The organism is Acinetobacter sp. WC-141 (genome assembly GCF_000313935.1).
GTDB lineage: Bacteria > Pseudomonadota > Gammaproteobacteria > Pseudomonadales > Moraxellaceae > Acinetobacter.
In genome coordinates, this window is record NZ_AMSS01000043.1 from 1 (window position 1) to 19,072 (window position 19,072).

The window sequence follows — 19,072 nt, forward strand, 5'->3', positions numbered from 1 at the left end:
TATCTACTGTTGCAGTATATGTTTGCCCATTAATAAGGACAGTAACCACTGTATTTGCCGCATCTGCCGGAACGTTTTTCAACACACCAGTAATGGTAATGTTACCTGATGCTTCTGAGGCATTAATCACGTTGTCAGATGTTACTGAATCAACCGTGAAGTTCACACCGTCTGTATTCGGCCCAACTGCATCAACAATACCTGTTCCAGGTAACGATGGGTTACCTGCTGGGTCTGTTGCGATTGCTGTTACCTTGTCACCATCTTTAAGATCACCCGGGTTTGGTACTGACCAGTCACCATCTGGCCCTGCTACAACACTTGCTGTACTGCCGTCAGGATAGGTCACTGTTACTGTTGAACCTGGTTCTGCCGTACCTGTAATTGGGTCTGTCCCATTCACTGGGTCAATTACTGGCGCATTTGGTGCAGTGGTATCAACTGTATAAGTTTGCGTATCATTAACAGTACTACTATTACCTGCTGCATCTGTAAACGTTACTTTCGCATCAATGGTTTGATCTGTATCAGCAACTAAGCCGCTACCAGGTACACTTACTGTCCAAGTACCGGATGTACTATCTACTGTTGCAGTATATGTTTGCCCATTAATAAGGACAGTAACCACTGTATTTGCCGCATCTGCCGGAACGTTTTTCAAAATACCAGTAATGGTAACGTTACCTGATGCTTCTGAGGCATTAATCACGTTGTCAGATGTTACTGAATCAATCGCAAAATTTACTGATCCTGTATTTGGTGCTGCAGTATCAACTATCACCACACCTGTATCGGTACCCACATTACCTGCAGCATCTGTTGCAGTCACGGTAATAGTGTGTGAGCCATCAGTTAATGCAGGCAGTGTATTGTCTGCAAGTGTCCAGGTACCGTCACCATTGTTAGTTGCCGGGTAATCCACCCCATCGACAGTTACCACAACAGTTGCTGTTGGATCATTCACTGTGCCAGTTAACGCAGGCGTACTGTCGTTAGTTGATACATCATCAAGGGCTACTGTCGGTGCTGATGTATCAAGCGTATAAGTTTGTGTATCGTTAACAGTACTGCTATTACCAGCTGCATCAGTGAACGTTACTTTCGCATCAATGGTTTTATCTGTATCAGCAACTAAGCCGCTACCCGGTACACTTACACTCCAAGTGCCTGCTACCTTATCTACTGTTGCAGTATATGTTTGCCCATTAATAAGGACAGTAACCACTGTATTCGTCGCATCTGCCGGAACATTTTTCAAGACACCTGTAATGGTGACATTGCCTGATGCCTCTGAGGCATTAATTACGTTATCAGCAGTTACTGAATCAACTGCAAAGTTGACACCATCTGTATTTGGCCCAACGGCATCGACAATAGCAGTTCCTGGTCCTGATGTATTACCTGCAGGGTCAGTTGCTACGGCTGTTACCTTATCACCATCATTAAGACCAGGATTATCTACTGACCAATTACCATCTGGTCCTGCTACAACAGTTTTCGTACTTCCGTCCGGATAAGTCACTGTCACTGTTGAACCTGGTTCTGCTGTACCTGTAATTGGGTCTGTCCCATTCACTGGGTCAATCACTGGGGCATTTGGTGCAGTAGTATCAACTGTATAAGTTTGTGTATCTTTAACAGTACTGCTATTACCTGCTGCATCTGTAAACGTTACAGTTGCATCAATTGTTTGATCTGCATCTGCAGCTAAGCCGCTACCAGGTACACTTACTGTCCAAGTGCCTGCTACCTTATCTACTGTTGCAGTATATGTTTGCCCGTTAATAAGGACAGTAACCACTGTATTTGCCGCATCTGCTGGAATGTTTTTCAAAATACCAGTAATGGTGACATTACCTGCTGCTTCTGATGCATTTAATACATTATCAGATGTAACGGAATTAACAGAGAAAGTTACGCCATCCGTATTTGGTGGAGTGGTATCGGCAGGCGTTGAAGAGTCGTTATTACTATCATGGTTTGATGCTGCTGCGATAATACCACCCGCAACTAATGGGATAGCCCATAACCATGGATTTATGCCCCCATCATGGTAAAGCAATGGTTCAATTGAAGAAATAGGCTGATAAATAACATCAGACACCAACTCTTGTGGTGCCTCTGCAGGTAAAGCGGCTGGTAAATCTTCAGCTACAAGTGCTTGTGGCTCAACATCACTGTCAGCATCCGCATCAGCGTCTGCATCGGCGTCTGCATCATTTTCAGCATCTTTGAATTTTGCCCAGATTAACTGTCCATTTTCGTCTTGAAAAACAAGGCTGTTATCTTTAGGCTCAGCTGTTCCACTAAAAAAGCCTTCAATAACAATAGTCTCGCCATTTTTAAGGCGAATGACTGCATTGGTTCCCTCCCTATTCACTACCAATACATCACTGGCAGCCACTTTTACCAATACAACCGATGCTTCTGTAAGCGATGCGGAAGTTCCCTCTGTTGTTACTAAGGTTTTATGATTGTCCTTAGCAATAATTTGTATTTCAGGCATATCTGTATTCCTTTTATATTATTGATTTAAATGATTTTATGTATAATTCTTTTTACTTAATGTTTTCAAGTTTTTGACCTACAACTTAAAAACATTAAGTAATGTGATCATTTTTACATTAACCACTTTAAAATAAAAAAAACAAATACTAAAGTACCTATAGAAAAAATTTTAATTAATACAAATTATATATAAGTCTTTATTAGGTTTTTCTTGTGTTAATTTAATGAAAAATCGCATTAAACGTTTTATATATAAAACAAATTTAATATTTTGTTATTTACCATTTGTTGAAATGTCATTTAATTAAAATATTCATATAACAATTATTAATATCTTAATAAAATAAAATATATTATTAATGATATATATAGATGAAAAAGGCTTTAGGTAATATTTTACTATTACACTAAAACCTAATTTTTAAATGGTTTATAAAATTTAAAACTGTTTATATTTAGAAATTATCGGGACTCTCAAATCGTTTTACTTCTTGTAACTTATTAGGGTCATGCATCGTTGCAATTCCATCTTCAGTTTTTTGGTCTACCAGAATATCTGGGTTAAAAACAGTGATTGTCTCTCTACCCAGTGCATCTTCACCCACAATATATTGAAAGCCTCTTCGGTTCATTTTATGACACAATCTCTGATAGAAACCTTTTAAGCCCTCAGTTTCTTCATTCGGATTGTAATAAAAAGCATTCATCACAGCTGGTAGACCTAAACCACAAACAATGCCTGATAACAACACGCTAATAAAAGTATAGCCAATCAGGATACTGCTATAAGGACTTAAGGCAGGAATATTGGCAACGGCCAAAATCAATGCAAGTGAAATCCCCCCTCTCACCCCACCCCAAGATAAAATGGTCAAGCTACCATTATAACTTTTCATTTTCCGCATGTTCGGGAAAAAGGCAAAAGCCATGAAGTTGGCTGCAAAACGAGAGATATGGAGAATAAAGAACGCAACAATACCGCCTAAAATTAGGCTAAAGTTTAAATCAAGAATAAATAACTCTAGACCAATTAAAGTAAACAGGAATGAGTTGATGATTCCTTCTACGGTATGCCAAAAATGATTAACTTCTTGAATCTCACGCTCTTCGCGTATCTCTTTCCATTTGTTTCCAACAATCAAACCACCAATTACACAAGCAATTGGTGCTGATGCATGTGCAAACAAAGCCACTAAATATGCTCCACTCGCAAGCAAAGCTGTTGTCAAAATTAGGGATTCCATTTCATGTTTACCACGTAATAGACGTAACACCCCTACCCCAAATGCCCAACCAATGCCGACAGCAACAACAATTTCATAGAGTAAAGCTTCTAACGTCGCCATCAACGAGAAATGTTCACCCTGTAAAACATTGAGCAGAGTCATAAATAATGCAATACACATTGCATCATTAAAGAGTGATTCGCCTTCTAGCTTAACGATCAAATGATGCGGTGCACGTATCGAACTAAGTACACCTTTGATTCCAATTGGGTCTGTTGCCCCTAAAGCTGCACCTAAAAGTAACAGCACCAGAATTGGCACATGATATCCAACCAGCAGTTGGAACCCATAGAGCAATCCACCAAATAAAACGGCGCAAATGACTAATGCAATGGTGGCCAAAATACTAATTTGCTTCCAGTAACTTTTTAAATCAGAAATTTTAAATTTAAGTGCTGAAGAGGTTAGAATAAAACAAATAACGCCATTAATTAAAAAGTCATAAAAATCGATATGGCGCACGGCTTCTTCAATATTATGAATATTAATGGTAATAAACTGGTTACCGTTTAAGAGGCTTGCGCCCCATTGCAATATAAAGACAAAAATTGCTGAGACTAGCGGCACACCAATAGCCTGTGGAAAGCCTAAAATTCGCTTATTAAAGATCGTGGTTGCTATTGATAGCGCAAAAACCACTGTGAATGCTTGTAGTAGAAAAAAATTACCCATGAATACCCTTCTTCTGGGTCAACGACCAAATAAGAGAAACTTTGTTAGATCGACCAAAGTTAATAAAAAACTGGCATGAAGAACGCCATAATCATAAAAACAGAAATTAGGACACAAGTTTAACGAATTGAATGAACAATCTATCACTCTGTTAAATTTCTTAACATTATTTATAGTTATGAGTTAAAGAAAAAAGGATGAGCTTATTAATTTATATTTAACAAGACTCATCCTATAAAATCCTAAACTGGATTGTTAAAAGTATCACATTGGTTAATATCGCCAGTTTTTAAACCAACCTGAAACCAGTGCATACGCTGTTCACTACTACCATGCGTAAAGCTATCGGGAACAATCTGACCAGTAGAGCGCTTCTGCAAATAATCATCTCCAATTTTTTGAGCAGCATCCATTGCTTCTTCAATATCACCTTGCTCTAAAAATTGAGTACGTTGCTGATTATGACTCGCCCAAATACCAGCTAAACAATCGGCTTGTAATTCTTGGCGAACAGATAATTGATTACCTTCTCTTTGGCTCGCTTGCACACGAGCTTGTTGCACTTGTGAAGAAATACCAAGTAAGGTCTGAACATGGTGCCCTACTTCGTGTGCGACAACATAAGCTTGAGCAAAATCACCCGCCTGATCTTGTCTTGAAAGTTCAGTTTGGTTTTGTTCACCAGAAATTCCCATTTGCTGACGCATATCTTTAAAGAATTCTGTATCAATATAAACCTTCTGATCTGCTGGACAATAAAATGGTCCCATTGCAGATTGGGCAGTACCACATCCTGACTGAATCATTCCACTAAATAACACCAATCTTGGTGGTGTATATGTTTTACCTAACTGTTTAAATATAGGTGTCCACGTATCTTCTGTATCAGCCAAAACAGTTCCAACAAAATCAGAGGCTTCTTTTTGCTCGGCTGTTAAACTTTCTGGTGCAGTTGCATTTGACTGCTGTGATGCAGTGACCTGCTGAGTTGCCTGATAAGCTTGTTGTGGATCAACCCCAAAAAACTTCCACGCAACAAATGCAACAACCAAACCAATAATACTGATACCACCTGCTCTAACACCGCCACCACCTCGACGGTCTTCCACATTGGTACTAATTCGACGACCTTTCCAGCGCATAATTTCCCTCTTATTTTAGTATGGCATCATGAACCCGATGCTTTTTTGGGCCACATTTTTTGTATTAAACTTACGATTAATAAAACAATTGCACCCGCAACTAGTCCTATTCCAAAGTTAATCAGTGTTGGTGTTAAAGCACCAATGATATTTCCTACCGCTGGTATCGTCTCAACATGGTCCACTGTGTTTTCAGTTAAGTGATGAAGTAACGGAATCGTATGATTAATAATCCCGCCCCCAACTAAAAACATTGCAATAGTGCCCACGATCGAAAGTAATTTCATTAAAATAGGTGCAAAAGCTAATAAGCCTCGACCTATAGTTTGCTTAAATGAGGCAGTTTGCTTAGTTAAATATAATCCCAAATCATCAATTTTAACAATCATGCCAACGATGCCATAAACGCCAATTGTCATGATGACTGCAATAATACTAAGTACACTAACCTTGGTCATTAAAGTCGCTGTTGCTACTGTACCTAAAGAAATAACAACAATTTCAGCAGATAAAATAAAATCTGTTCGAATCGCTCCTTTGACTTTTTCTTTTTCAAAATTTGCTAAATCTAATTCTTCACTATCAAATTCTGCTTTCGCTTCTTCTGATGTAGAGGGCTTTTTATGCATAATGGTATGAAGAACTTTTTCTACTCCCTCATAACATAAAAATAAGCCTCCCAACATTAATAGTGGATTAATCAACCACGGGGCAATCACACTAATTAACAATGCTAAAGGAACTAAAATAAGTTTATTAACAAATGAGCCTTTAGCCACTTTCCAAACAATGGGTAGTTCGCGATCAGCACGAACGCCTGTGACTTGCTGCGCATTTAAAGCTAAATCATCACCTAACACACCAGCAGTTTTCTTTGCTGCCATTTTGCTCATTAAAGCAACATCATCTAAAATTGATGCAATATCATCTAGTAGTAAAAGTAAGCCACTTGCCATTTCTTATCCAAGTTTGTATTTATAAGGCTATTGTAAGATGAATTTTTTTAATTTCTGTAATTTTACTGAATAAATTCACAATATTATTTTAAGAAAAGTTTACCCAATCGCTGACGAATTTTTTTTATTTCCCGTACAATAATGCCAATCTTTTATATTGCAGGGCTTACTACCCCTGATTAAGCCAATAAGACAGTGGAATAAATAATGAGTAATGTTGATCAGCGTCCAATTATTTTGACAGGCGACCGCCCAACCGGACAACTTCACCTTGGGCATTTTGTCGGTTCTTTGCGTTCTCGTGTAGGTTTACAGGATAGCCATCATCAACATCTCTTGTTAGCAGATGCTCAAGCCTTAACAGACAACGCAGATAATCCAGATAAAGTCCGTCGCAATATTTTGGAAGTTGCTCTAGATTATTTAGCTGTAGGCATTGATCCATCAAAAACCACGATTTGCGTACAATCATGCTTGCCAGCACTGAATGAGCTCACCATGCTCTATCTTAACTTCGTGACGGTTGCACGTTTAGAACGTAACCCGACCATTAAATCTGAAATTCAAATGCGTGGTTTCGAGCGTGACATTCCGGCTGGTTTCCTCTGCTACCCTGTTGCACAAGCTGCCGACATTACGGCTTTCAAAGCGACAGTGGTTCCAGTGGGTGAAGATCAAATTCCAATGATTGAACAAACCAATGAAATTGTACGTCGAATAAACCGTCAGATTGGCCAAGACCTTTTGCCTGAATGTAAAGCTTTGCTTTCAAATATGGCACGTTTACCTGGTTTTGATGGTAAGGCAAAAATGTCTAAATCATTAGGTAATACTATTGTTTTAAATGCGTCTGATAAAGACATCAAAAAAGCTGTAAACGCAATGTATACCGATCCAAATCATCTTCGTATTGAAGATCCAGGTCAGGTGGAAGGAAATATTGTATTTACTTACTTAGATGCATTTGATCCAAATAAAGAAGAAGTTGAAGAATTAAAAGCGCATTATCGTCGCGGTGGTCTAGGTGATGGAACGGTTAAAAAACGCCTTGAAGGTGTTCTGAAAGAATTGATCAGCCCTATCCGTGAACGTCGTGAAGAACTTGCTAAAGATCCTGACTACATTATGGATGTTTTACGCCAAGGTACAGATAAGTGTCGTCTTATTACTCAGCAAACTTTAGATGAAGTTAAAGATGGTTTAGGATTATTCAAATTCTAATTCTCTTATAAATTAAAAGTCCTTCGGGGCTTTTTTTATGCTTGTTTAATTCATCACATTATTTTTTTTAGAATAACTAATATATTTACTATCATTCACATGCTTTTACCCTATTAACGTGAAGTAACACTTATTAACGCTAATAGCGATGAAGAATTTCTTAACTATCTCTATTATTCATCGTGTAGGTTACATTATATGAACCTCACGACATTTCTCCTTAAACCGAAACTGTTTTTACAGATTCGTTGTTCTACGCAATGATCACCCCAATCATTGCGTATTTTTTTGCTTAAATATTTTGTTTTCTTTAGAAATTTTATTTTCTTGATTAATTATTTTTATTTAATAGATAAAAAAACACCGCATCATTTTCAGATGCGGTGCTTTTTAAGATTCAGGATAAAGCGATTAAGCTAAACCTTTCTCTTTTAAAACTTGCAACATTGTTGAACCAAGTTCAGCTGGGCTACGAGTGTAAGCCATTCCCGCGCGTTCAAACGCTGCGAATTTCTCTTCAGCAGTACCTTGACCACCAGAAATGATCGCACCAGCGTGACCCATACGCTTACCTTTAGGTGCAGTTACACCAGCAATGTAACCTACTACAGGCTTAGTCACGTTAGATTTGATGAATTCAGCAGCTTCTTCTTCAGCTGTACCACCGATCTCACCGATCATGATGATTGCATCAGTATCTGGATCGTCTTGGAACAATTGAAGAGCTTCGATTTGGTTCATACCTGGGATTGGGTCACCACCAATACCGATACAAGTAGACTGACCTAAACCAAGCTTAGTTGTTTGAGCAACAGCTTCATAAGTCAATGTACCTGAACGTGAAATGATACCAATACGACCTGGTTGGTGAATGTGACCAGGCATAATACCAATCTTACATTCACCCGGAGTGATTACGCCTGGGCAGTTAGGACCAACTAAACGAGTACCGTTACCGTTAGTTTCTAAGTAGCGTTTTGCTTTAAGCATGTCAATTGTTGGAACACCTTCAGTGATCACAACGATTAGGCCAACACCTGAATCAACCGCCTCAACGATAGAATCTAAAACGAATGGAGCTGGTACATAAATTACAGATGCATCTGCATTTGTTTCACGTACAGCTTCTTTCATTGTGTTGAATACTGGCAAGTCAAGGTGAGTAGTACCACCTTTACCTGGAGTAACACCACCAACAACTTTTGTACCGTAGTCTAAAGCTTGTGCAGAGTGGAAAGTACCGTTTTTACCAGTAAAACCTTGTACCAATACTTTAGTGTCTTTATTAATTAATACGCTCATGATTGATACTCCCCTTACGCTTTAACTGCAGCTACAACTTTTTCTGCGGCATCAGACAAGCCGTTCGCAGAAATTAATTTCAAACCAGATTCATCAAGTAATTTAGCACCTAACTCAGCGTTGTTACCTTCTAAACGAACAACAACTGGAACAGTTACGTTTACTTCTTGAACCGCTGCAATAATCGCTTCAGCAATCATGTCACAACGTACGATACCACCGAAGATGTTAATTAAAACACCTTGTACAGATGTATCAGCAAGGATGATTTTGAACGCTTCGATTACACGTTCTTTAGTTGCACCGCCACCAACGTCAAGGAAGTTTGCAGGCTGACCACCATAAAGTTTAATGATGTCCATTGTTGCCATTGCAAGACCAGCACCGTTAACCATACAACCGATGTTACCTTCTAAAGCAACATAGTTAAGATCAAATTCAGATGCTTTTAATTCACGCTCATTCTCTTGAGATTTATCACGTAAAGCAGCAACTTTAGGTAAACGGTAAAGCGCGTTAGAGTCGATACCAACTTTTGCATCTACACATAAAATATCGCCATTTTCACGAACTGAAAGTGGGTTAATTTCAAATAATGCAAAGTCATTTTCTACAAATGCTTGGTAAGCAGCAGCCATAATTTTAACAAATTGACTGATTTGCTTGTCTTTCAAACCTAAAGCAAACGCAACTTCACGCGCTTGGAATGGTTGTAAGCCAACTAATGGATCAACTTCAACTTTGATAATTTTTTCTGGAGTTTCTTCTGCAACTTTCTCGATTTCTACACCACCTTCTGTAGAAGCCATGAAAGTAATACGACGGCTAGAACGGTCTACAACCGCGCCTAAGTAAAGCTCACGCTCAACTGGGTATACGTCTTCAGCAACAATAATGCTGTTTACTGGTTGACCATTTGCATCTGTTTGATACGTTACAAGACGAGTACCAATAATGTTATTTGCAAACTCGATAACATCTTCTTTAGATTTTGCAACTTTAACGCCACCAGCCTTACCACGACCACCAGCATGAACTTGCGCTTTCATTACCGCGAATTTACCACCAAGCTGTTCGAATGCAGCAACTGCTTCGTCTGCATTGGTTGCCAAGATACCTTCTTGTACCGGCATACCATATTCTTTCAATAACGCTTTAGCTTGATACTCATGTAAGTTCATTTAGTTACCTACTTAACTTTGTTTGTTGTCTTCAATTTGCGCAACATTCTCATGTTGTATATGCAAATTGCTGTCTACCTCTATCACCTTGATGTTTTTTTAATCACACCATCAAATGTGAAAAAGAGCGGAGAACCGCTCTTTATTTTATTTACGCTTACGTTGAATCGCGTGAATTGCACGACCATCTACAGCAAGTGCAGCTTCATGAACAACTTCAGAGAATGTTGGATGACCAAATGTCATTAACTGAAGATCTTCAACAGAAGATACAAATTCAAGTGCGATCATACCTTGGTGTACGATATCAGATGCAGCAGGTCCAATGACATGCATACCTAATAAACGGTCAGTTTTTGCATCAGCAACAAACTTAACGAAACCAGCACCTTCACCCGCAGCTAAAGCACGACCATTTACAGCAAAACCGAATTGACCAGTTTTAACTTCATGACCTTTTTCTTTAGCTTGTTCTTCAGTTAAACCAACCCATGCCGCTTCCGGATGTGTATAGATAACAGAAATGATTGTGTCATAGTTCACTTGAGCTGCATGACCGTGGATACGCTCAACAGCCATTACACCTTCTTCCATTGCTTTATGAGCAAGCATTGGACCACGAACTAAGTCACCAATTGCATATACACCTTCTACAGAAGTTGCACAGTAATCGTTTACTTCAACTAGACCGCGTTCAGTCAATTTAATGCCTGAATCATCAGCCAATAAACCTTCTGCATAAGCTTTACGGCCTACACAAACGATTAATTTGTCAAAAGTCTGAGTTTTTTCTTCGCCACCTTGAGTGTATTTAACAGTCACTTCGCGACCATTAACTTCAGTACCAGCAACTTTAGCGCCAATACGAATATCAAGACCTTGCTTAGTTAAAAGTTTTTGGTATTCTTTTGCCAAAGCTTTATCAGCCATTGGTAAAAATGCATCCATTGCTTCAAATACAACAACTTCAGCACCAAGACGACGCCAAACTGAACCAAGCTCTAAACCGATTACACCAGCACCAATAACACCTAAACGTTTAGGTACTTCTGGGAAGTTTAATGCGCCAGTTGAATCAACAATAATATCTTGATCTACAGGAGCTACTGGAATATTTACAGGTACAGAACCAGACGCAAGAATTACGTATTTAGGTTCTAAAACTTGAGTCTCACCTTCGTGTGAAACAAACTCAACTTTTTTACCAGCAAGTAATTTACCAGTACCTTTTAACCACTCAATACCATTGCCTTTAAGCAATTGATCGATACCACCAGTTAATTGGTCAACAATTTTGTCTTTACGAGCAAGAAGCTTAGCAAGATCAAAATTCACTTCACCTGTAGTAATACCGTGATCAGCTAAATGATGCACTGTATCTTCATAACGATGTGAAGAGTCAAGTAATGCTTTAGAAGGGATACAACCTACGTTTAAGCATGTACCACCTAAAGATGGCTTACCGTTGTGAATACGTTTTTCGATACAAGCGACTTTAAAACCTAGTTGAGCAGCACGAATTGCAGCTTCATAACCACCAGGACCACCGCCAATAACAACAAGATCAAATTGTTGAGACATTGTTTATCTCCATGGTCCGAGATAGAGGATCACTCTATCTCGGTAATATTATTCGAAGAAATTAAAGATCAAGGATGAGTTTAGCTGGTTCTTCTAACAATTCTTTGATTGCTACCAAGAAACCTACTGCTTCTTTACCATCGATCATACGGTGGTCATAAGAAAGCGCTAAATACATCATTGGTAAAATTTCAACTTGACCATTTACTGCCATAGGACGCTCTTGGATTTTATGCATACCCAAGATACCAGTTTGTGGCTGATTCAAAATTGGAGTTGAAAGTAATGAACCGAAAGTACCACCATTAGTAATAGTGAAAGTACCACCAGTCATTTCTTCGATAGATAATTTACCATCACGCGCTTTAGCAGCATAAGCACCAATACCAGCTTCAACTTCTGCATAGCTCATACGATCAGTATCACGTAATACTGGAACAACAAGACCACGATCAGAAGATACTGCAACACCGATGTCATAGTAACCATGATAAACAATATCATCGCCATCAATTGAAGCATTTACCGCAGGATAGCGCTTAAGTGCTTCAGTTACAGCTTTAACAAAGAATGACATGAAGCCCAAACGAGCGCCATGGCGTTTTTCGAACGCATCTTTATATTGCTTACGCAATTCCATGATTGGCTTCATGTTAACTTCATTAAATGTAGTTAACATTGCAGTTTCTTGAGTTGCAGCAAGAAGACGCTCAGCTACACGCTTACGTAAACGAGTCATTGGAACGCGTTTTTCGATACGCTCACCAACAGCTACACTTAACGGAGTAACGTTAGCAGCTGGTTTAGCTTGATGGTTTGCTACATCTTCTTTAGTGATACGACCACCGCGACCAGTACCTTGTACGTCAGCAGCAGCAATACCAGTTTCAGACAAAGCTTTACGAACCGCAGGAGCTTGATCAGATACAGTTTCTGTGCGCTCAACAACAGGAGCTGCACCAGCTTGAGTTTGAGCTGCTGCTTGCTCTACTGCAGGAGCAGCCGCTGCACCAGCACCAGCTTCAAACTGAGCAATCACTTCGTCAGAAAGAACTGTATCGCCTTCACCTTTAATGATTGCAACTAAGCTACCATCTGCAGGAGCAACCACTTCTAAAACAACTTTGTCGGTTTCAATATCACAGATCACTTCATCACGTGATACAGGTTCACCCACCTTTTTGTGCCAAGTTGCGATGGTTCCATCTGCAACAGACTCTGGGAATACCGGTGCTTTAATTTCGGTTGCCATTATTGAGAATCTCCTGATTGTTCAGCTTCGATTGCCAATGCATCATTAATTAGCTGAGCTTGTTGTTTTGCATGCAAGTACGGTGAGCCACAAGCTGGTGCAGCAGAAGCTTCACGACCTGCAAAACTGATACGGATTTGTTTGCCAGATTTTAAGATATCGTCATATAAACGCGGTGCGATAAATAACCAAGCGCCTTGGTTCTTCGGCTCTTCTTGTGCCCAAACAAGTTCTTTCACGTTTGGATATGCAGCCAAGATTTCCGCAAGACGTTGTTCTGGATATGGATATAACTGTTCAATACGTACGATTGCTACGTTAGTTAAGTTTTGTTCACGACGTTTTTCAAGTAAGTCGTAATAAACTTTACCACCACAAAGTACAAGACGAGTTACATCTGACTTATTAATTTGATCGATTTCGTCAATTACAGTTTGGAATGAACCATTTGCAAGTTCTTCTAAAGTAGAAGTTGCAAGTTTATGACGAAGTAAAGATTTCGGTGACATTACGATCAATGGCTTACGAATTGGGCGTACAGCTTGACGACGTAAAGCATGGAAAATCTGTGCAGGTGTCGTTGGAGTGATCACTTGCATGTTATCTTCAGCACATAACTGTAAGAAACGTTCTAAACGAGCTGATGAGTGTTCTGGACCTTGACCTTCGAAACCGTGTGGTAACAACATTGTTAAACCACAAACACGTTCCCACTTAGTCTCACCAGAAGCAATGAACTGGTCAATTACAACCTGAGCACAGTTTACGAAGTCACCAAATTGTGCTTCCCAAATAATTAAGCTCTTAGGAATGGTAGTCGCATAACCATATTCAAATGCAAGAACAGCTTCTTCAGATAGCAAAGAATCGTAAATTGCGAAACGTGGTTGATTTTCTTTGACATGACAAAGTGGAATATACGTTGAACCATCTACTTGGTTATGCAATTTTGCATGACGGTGTGAGAAAGTACCACGCCCAACGTCTTCACCAGTAATACGAACAAGGTAATCTTCATCAATTAAGGTTGCGTAAGCTAAAGTTTCAGCAGCACCCCAGTTCAATGCAATTTCACCAGTTTGCATTTTCACGCGATCTTCAATTACTTTTTGCACTTGACGCTGCATAACAAATCCTTCCGGAAGTTTGCTCATGCCCTCGCCTAATTCTTTTAAGCGATTTAAGTCAAATGAAGTATCCCAATCGTCTGTATAGTCATGACCCAAATAAGGCGTCCAATCAACAAACATTTTTGTATTTGGTTCAAGTACTAAAGCGTTTGCCACATGGTTTCCGGCTTCTAAATCTGCACGGTAATCTTCAACCATTTGGTCTGCTTCAGCACGATCAATTACTTTTTGTTGAACAAGTTGATCTGCATAAAGAGTACGAGTTGTTGCTTTTTTAGCAATCACTTGATACATCAATGGTTGAGTACCAGATGGCTCATCTGCTTCGTTATGACCACGACGACGGTAACAGAACAAGTCAAGCACAACATCTTTACGGAATTCGTGACGGAAATCATGTGCTAATTGAGTAGCAAAGATTACCGCTTCAGGATCATCGCCATTCACATGGAAGATTGGCGTCTGAATCATTTTTGCAACGTCAGTACAATATTCAGTAGAACGTGCATCACGTGGATCAGAAGTTGTAAAACCAACTTGGTTGTTTACGATAATGTGTACAGTACCACCAACCGTATAGCCACGAGTTTGTGACATTTGGAAGGTTTCCATGTTCACACCTTGACCTGCAAATGCAGCGTCACCATGAACAATCACTGGCAATACATCATCACCGCCGATGTCTCTACGACGCACTTGACGTGCACGCACAGAACCTTCAACTACAGGACCAACGATTTCCAAGTGAGATGGGTTAAATGCTAATGCCAAGTGAACTTCGCCACCTGGGGTCATTACATTACTTGAGAAACCTTGATGGTATTTAACGTCACCAGAACCTTTCTTATGAATAGCCTTACCTTCAAACTCGCCAAACAAGTCTGCAGGGTTTTTACCCATAATATTAACAAGAAGGTTTAAACGGCCACGGTGTGGCATACCAATAACAACTTCTTTACAACCAACCGCACCAGCACGTTGAATGATTTCATTCACCATAGGAATAAAAGATTCACCACCTTCTACACCAAAGCGCTTAGCACCAACGTATTTATTACCTAGGTATTTTTCAAGCCCTTCTGCAGCGGTTAAACGCTCCAAGAACCCTTTCTTTTGATCATTTGTAAAATTAAGCTGACCACGAACACTTTCAAGACGCTGTTGAATCCAACGCTTTTCTTTAGTGTCCACGATATGCATATATTCAACACCGATTGAACCACAATAGATTGCTTCCATTGCTTCAATCATTTCAGCAAGCGTTGCTTCGCTTTTGCCAATCTCAAGATTGCCAGTGTTGAATACTGTGTCTAAATCTGATTTGGTTAAACCATGTGCTGAAAGATCTAAATCGGGAATATCTTCACGCTTAGCAAGACCCAATGGATCTAATTTAGCTTTTTGATGTCCACGATTACGATAAGCCGCAATGAGTTGTAAAACGCCAATTTGACGACGTTCATGCTCAGTACTTACAGTGCTTTGTACAACAGGTTGAACACGATTAGCATTACGTCCTAGTAATAGGAATTGCTCACGTACAGCGCTGTGTGGTTGGTCACCCTTTGGATATTTATCGAAATATTGGCGCCAGTCCTCAGCTACAGAGGTTGGGGAAGTCAGGTACTGCTCGTAAAGTTCTTCAATATACGCTGCACTATCAGCGGAAAGTTCAGTGTCAAGACGCAATGCGTCAGCAACTTCTTGCATTTGTGGACCCATTTCCTATTGCAAAAAATATTACAGGCTGCCTTTTAAGCACACCCATGATGCATAATGCCGAATTGGTAAAAAAGGCATTACTTACCCAACAGGTCTTTACGACCATGGGGCGTCATACTACCTAGAGAGAAAACTCCATAGGTAATTAATGAATCACAACACCCTCAATGGCATCATCACTCACCTTATACTCGATTAAAACCGAGCAATTTTTTGCAAATCTTTTTAGAAAAATTAACTTTAAAATTAACTTTTCTAAAATGACTTTAACCATAAAAATTAAGCACAGATCTAAGATCGTGCTACTTAAATTAATTTCACTAGTATACGCTTTTTTCACCTATAACTTTGTGGCAAATCGTATCATGTTCTTAACGAACGATTGATTTTTTTGACACATACCATCTATAAATTGGCGAAATACATATGCGATTTTATCTTTTAATATATGGTGCAATATATAAAAAACTCATCTTTTTCGACCAAAGTCTAAAGTTTACATTATAAAGTTAAAAAAAAACGCACATCAAGGATGTGCGTTTTCTATTTGTGCAGAATTAACCCGCTTGATCTAATAGCATATTACGGATGTGACCGATTGCTTTTGTAGGATTTAGACCTTTAGGACATACTGACACACAGTTCATGATACCTTTACAACGGAACAAACTGAATGGATCATCAAGACGAGCCAAACGATCTGCAGTAGCAGTATCACGAGAATCAATAATAAAACGGTATGCATTCAACAATGCTGAAGGACCCAAGAACTTGTCAGGGTTCCACCAGAATGATGGGCATGAAGTTGAACAACATGCACAAAGAATACATTCATACAAACCATTTAAGTGTTCACGCTCTTCTGGAGATTGTAAACGTTCTTTAGGTGGAGCTGGTTGGTTATTGATCAAAAATGGCTGAATTTTGTCATATTGATCATAGAATTGGTTCATATCAACAACCAAATCTTTAACTACCGGCAAACCTGGTAAAGGACGAATTACGATTTTCTCTGGTAAATCATTTAGGTTTTCTAAACAAGCCAAACCATTTTTACCATTGATATTCACACCATCCGAACCACAAATACCTTCACGGCAAGAGCGACGGAATGTTAACGTTTCGTCCTGAACTTTCAATGCAAGCAATGCATCAAGCAACATACGGTGCTTATCAGTCAATTCAAGCTTGAAAGTTTGCATGTACGGCGCTTTATCCTTATCAGGATCATAGCGGTAGATTTCGAATGTACGAGTACCTCTACTCATCTTTATACTCCCGATTAGAATGTACGTGGTGCTGGCGGAATTGCATCAACAGTCAACGGTTTGAAGCGCACTGGCTTATATTCCAAACGGTTGTCTGATGAATACCATAACGTATGTTTCATCCACTCATCATCACGGCGACCGTATGAATAAGTTGGGTGATCAGCTGGTAATTCATAATCAACTACAGTATGCGCACCACGACACTCTTTACGCGCAGCAGCTGAAATTAGAGTTGCTTTTGCAACTTCATACAAGTTTTCAACTTCAAGCGCTTCAACACGTGCAGTGTTAAATACTCTAGATTTATCTTTCAAGTGAATATTACGTACACGTGGCTCAAGAGCAAGAATCTCTTTTACACCCTTATCAAGCAATGCTTGAGTACGGAATACACCAGCGTGATCTTGAACGATATCACGAATTGCATCAGCAACTTCTTGAGCATTTTCACCAGAAGTTGAGTCATCCAACTTACGTACACGAGCTAGTGTTTGCTCTAATACATCTGTTGGAAGTGGTGCATATTCATCACCATGATGCTTAGTTACGTAATCGATAATGTGCTCACCAGCAGCTTTACCAAATACAACCAAGTCAAGAAGTGAGTTAGTACCTAAACGGTTTGCACCATGTACAGATACGCAAGAACATTCACCAATTGCATAGAAACCTTTTACAGGTTTAGTGTAGTTGTCTGTACCCACTTCAGGTAAACACACCTGACCATGCATATTCGTAGGAATACCACCCATTTGATAATGGATTGTTGGTACTACAGGAATCGCTTCTTTTGTAATATCAACGTTCGCGAATTTTTTACCAATCTCAAATACAGATGGTAAACGCTTCATGATTGTTTCAGCGCCCAAGTGAGTCATATCAAGTAAGATATAATCACCTTTTGGACCACAACCACGACCTTCTTTAATTTCTTGGTCCATAGAACGTGAAACGAAGTCACGTGGAGCCAAGTCTTTTAAAGTCGGTGCATAACGTTCCATGAACGGTTCGCCGTCTTTGTTACGAAGGATTGCACCTTCACCACGACAACCTTCAGTCAACAATACACCAGCGCCCGCAACACCCGTTGGGTGGAACTGCCAGAACTCCATATCTTGTAATGGAATACCAGCACGAGCAGCCATACCAAGACCATCACCAGTGTTGATATAAGCATTTGTTGATGCACGGTAAACACGACCAGCACCACCAGTAGCAAATAATGTCGCTTTTGCTTGGAATACTGAAATGTTACCAGTTTCTTGGTCAATCGCTGTTACACCAAGCACATCACCAGCTTCGTTACGGATCAAGTCAAGAGCGATCCACTCAACGAAGAACTGTGTACCCATTTTCACGTTGCTTTGATAAAGCGTGTGCAATAACGCATGACCTGTACGGTCAGCAGCAGCACAAGCACGTGGAACTGGCTTATCACCATAGTTAGCAGAGTGACCACCGAACGGACGTTGGTAAATTGTACCATCGGCGTTACGGTCAAACGGCATACCCATGTGTTCAAGTTCATACACAACTTTTGGTGCTTCACGACACATAAATTCAATTGCGTCTTGGTCACCTAACCAGTCAGAACCTTTTACTGTATCGTAAAAATGGAAATGCCAGTTATCTTCTTGCATATTACCTAACGACGCACCGATACCACCTTGAGCAGCTACAGTGTGCGAACGTGTAGGGAAAACTTTAGTGAGTACTGCAACTTTCAAACCCGCTTGAGCGAGTTGGTAAGATGCACGCATACCAGAACCACCACCACCAACGATAACTGCATCGAAAGTGAGGTTTTGAATATTTGAATAATCTTCTTTAGGGGTTATCGCGCCCATG

Annotated in this window: 13 protein-coding genes; 1 reads left to right on the top strand and 12 read right to left on the bottom strand. The window is 39.7% G+C overall.

Going from position 1 to position 19,072, the window contains the following annotated elements; all coding sequences use genetic code 11:
* The 4 genes from ACINWC141_RS06185 to ACINWC141_RS06200 form a co-directional block, all read right to left on the bottom strand.
* Window positions 1–2,506, bottom strand: a 2,506-nt coding sequence (locus ACINWC141_RS06185) for an Ig-like domain-containing protein (protein ID WP_155757886.1), incomplete at its 3' end; no start/stop codon positions are given.
* 457 nt (window positions 2,507–2,963) lie between these two features.
* On the bottom strand, window positions 2,964–4,466 hold the full coding sequence (locus ACINWC141_RS06190) for a cation:proton antiporter (protein ID WP_009389368.1): 1,503 nt from the start codon (window positions 4,464–4,466) through the stop codon (window positions 2,964–2,966).
* Between the two features lie 242 nt (window positions 4,467–4,708).
* Window positions 4,709–5,608, bottom strand: a complete 900-nt coding sequence (gene ypfJ / locus ACINWC141_RS06195) for a KPN_02809 family neutral zinc metallopeptidase (RefSeq protein WP_009389589.1) — start codon at window positions 5,606–5,608, stop codon at window positions 4,709–4,711.
* A gap of 26 nt (window positions 5,609–5,634) precedes the next feature.
* Window positions 5,635–6,564, bottom strand: coding sequence for a DUF808 domain-containing protein (locus ACINWC141_RS06200; protein WP_009389619.1), 930 nt, complete (start codon window positions 6,562–6,564; stop codon window positions 5,635–5,637).
* 207 nt (window positions 6,565–6,771) lie between these two features.
* Between ACINWC141_RS06200 and trpS the strand changes: the two genes are divergently transcribed.
* Complete coding sequence (gene trpS / locus ACINWC141_RS06205; RefSeq protein WP_009389683.1) at window positions 6,772–7,785, top strand: tryptophan--tRNA ligase; 1,014 nt, start codon at window positions 6,772–6,774, stop codon at window positions 7,783–7,785.
* Window positions 7,786–8,196: 411 nt separating this feature from the next.
* Here trpS and sucD read toward each other — a convergent pair whose 3' ends face one another.
* The 8 genes from sucD to sdhA form a co-directional block, all read right to left on the bottom strand.
* Window positions 8,197–9,087, bottom strand: a complete 891-nt coding sequence (gene sucD / locus ACINWC141_RS06210) for a succinate--CoA ligase subunit alpha (protein WP_003655479.1) — start codon at window positions 9,085–9,087, stop codon at window positions 8,197–8,199.
* 14 nt (window positions 9,088–9,101) lie between these two features.
* Complete coding sequence (sucC, locus tag ACINWC141_RS06215) at window positions 9,102–10,268, bottom strand: ADP-forming succinate--CoA ligase subunit beta (RefSeq protein ID WP_003655470.1); 1,167 nt, start codon at window positions 10,266–10,268, stop codon at window positions 9,102–9,104.
* A 147-nt stretch (window positions 10,269–10,415) separates the two neighbouring features.
* On the bottom strand, window positions 10,416–11,849 hold the full coding sequence (gene lpdA, locus ACINWC141_RS06220) for a dihydrolipoyl dehydrogenase (protein WP_004789427.1): 1,434 nt from the start codon (window positions 11,847–11,849) through the stop codon (window positions 10,416–10,418).
* A gap of 61 nt (window positions 11,850–11,910) precedes the next feature.
* On the bottom strand, window positions 11,911–13,101 hold the full coding sequence (odhB, locus tag ACINWC141_RS06225) for a 2-oxoglutarate dehydrogenase complex dihydrolipoyllysine-residue succinyltransferase (RefSeq protein ID WP_009389500.1): 1,191 nt from the start codon (window positions 13,099–13,101) through the stop codon (window positions 11,911–11,913).
* A complete protein-coding gene (locus ACINWC141_RS06230) occupies window positions 13,101–15,941 on the bottom strand; it encodes a 2-oxoglutarate dehydrogenase E1 component (protein WP_009389715.1) in 2,841 nt (946 codons plus the stop codon). The genes odhB and ACINWC141_RS06230 overlap by 1 nt, the downstream gene beginning before the upstream one ends.
* A 157-nt stretch (window positions 15,942–16,098) precedes the next feature.
* Window positions 16,099–16,227 (bottom strand): hypothetical protein, encoded by a 129-nt coding sequence (locus tag ACINWC141_RS06235; RefSeq protein ID WP_002116082.1) that lies wholly within the window; start codon window positions 16,225–16,227, stop codon window positions 16,099–16,101.
* Between the two features lie 283 nt (window positions 16,228–16,510).
* Window positions 16,511–17,221 carry a succinate dehydrogenase iron-sulfur subunit gene (locus ACINWC141_RS06240; RefSeq protein ID WP_005310066.1) on the bottom strand — a complete coding sequence of 237 codons (711 nt, stop codon included), beginning with the start codon at window positions 17,219–17,221 and terminating at the stop codon, window positions 16,511–16,513.
* A gap of 14 nt (window positions 17,222–17,235) precedes the next feature.
* The gene (sdhA, locus tag ACINWC141_RS06245; protein ID WP_009389358.1) at window positions 17,236–19,071 is read right to left on the bottom strand and encodes a succinate dehydrogenase flavoprotein subunit; all 1,836 of its coding nucleotides are present in this window, start codon (window positions 19,069–19,071) and stop codon (window positions 17,236–17,238) included.
* Window position 19,072: the final 1 nt, after the last annotated feature.

Excerpts from the sequence above, each read along its gene's own strand:
- ACINWC141_RS06190 (WP_009389368.1), bottom strand. The coding sequence starts at position 4,466 with ATGGGTAATTTTTTTCTACTACAAGCATTCACAGTGGTTTTTGCGCTA.
- ypfJ (WP_009389589.1), bottom strand. The coding sequence starts at position 5,608 with ATGCGCTGGAAAGGTCGTCGAATTAGTACCAATGTGGAAGACCGTCGA.
- ACINWC141_RS06200 (WP_009389619.1), bottom strand. The coding sequence starts at position 6,564 with ATGGCAAGTGGCTTACTTTTACTACTAGATGATATTGCATCAATTTTA.
- trpS (WP_009389683.1), top strand. The coding sequence starts at position 6,772 with ATGAGTAATGTTGATCAGCGTCCAATTATTTTGACAGGCGACCGCCCA.
- sucD (WP_003655479.1), bottom strand. The coding sequence starts at position 9,087 with ATGAGCGTATTAATTAATAAAGACACTAAAGTATTGGTACAAGGTTTT.
- sucC (WP_003655470.1), bottom strand. The coding sequence starts at position 10,268 with ATGAACTTACATGAGTATCAAGCTAAAGCGTTATTGAAAGAATATGGT.
- lpdA (WP_004789427.1), bottom strand. The coding sequence starts at position 11,849 with ATGTCTCAACAATTTGATCTTGTTGTTATTGGCGGTGGTCCTGGTGGT.
- odhB (WP_009389500.1), bottom strand. The coding sequence starts at position 13,101 with ATGGCAACCGAAATTAAAGCACCGGTATTCCCAGAGTCTGTTGCAGAT.
- ACINWC141_RS06230 (WP_009389715.1), bottom strand. The coding sequence starts at position 15,941 with ATGCAAGAAGTTGCTGACGCATTGCGTCTTGACACTGAACTTTCCGCT.
- ACINWC141_RS06235 (WP_002116082.1), bottom strand. The coding sequence starts at position 16,227 with ATGGTTAAAGTCATTTTAGAAAAGTTAATTTTAAAGTTAATTTTTCTA.
- ACINWC141_RS06240 (WP_005310066.1), bottom strand. The coding sequence starts at position 17,221 with ATGAGTAGAGGTACTCGTACATTCGAAATCTACCGCTATGATCCTGAT.
- sdhA (WP_009389358.1), bottom strand. The coding sequence starts at position 19,071 with ATGGGCGCGATAACCCCTAAAGAAGATTATTCAAATATTCAAAACCTC.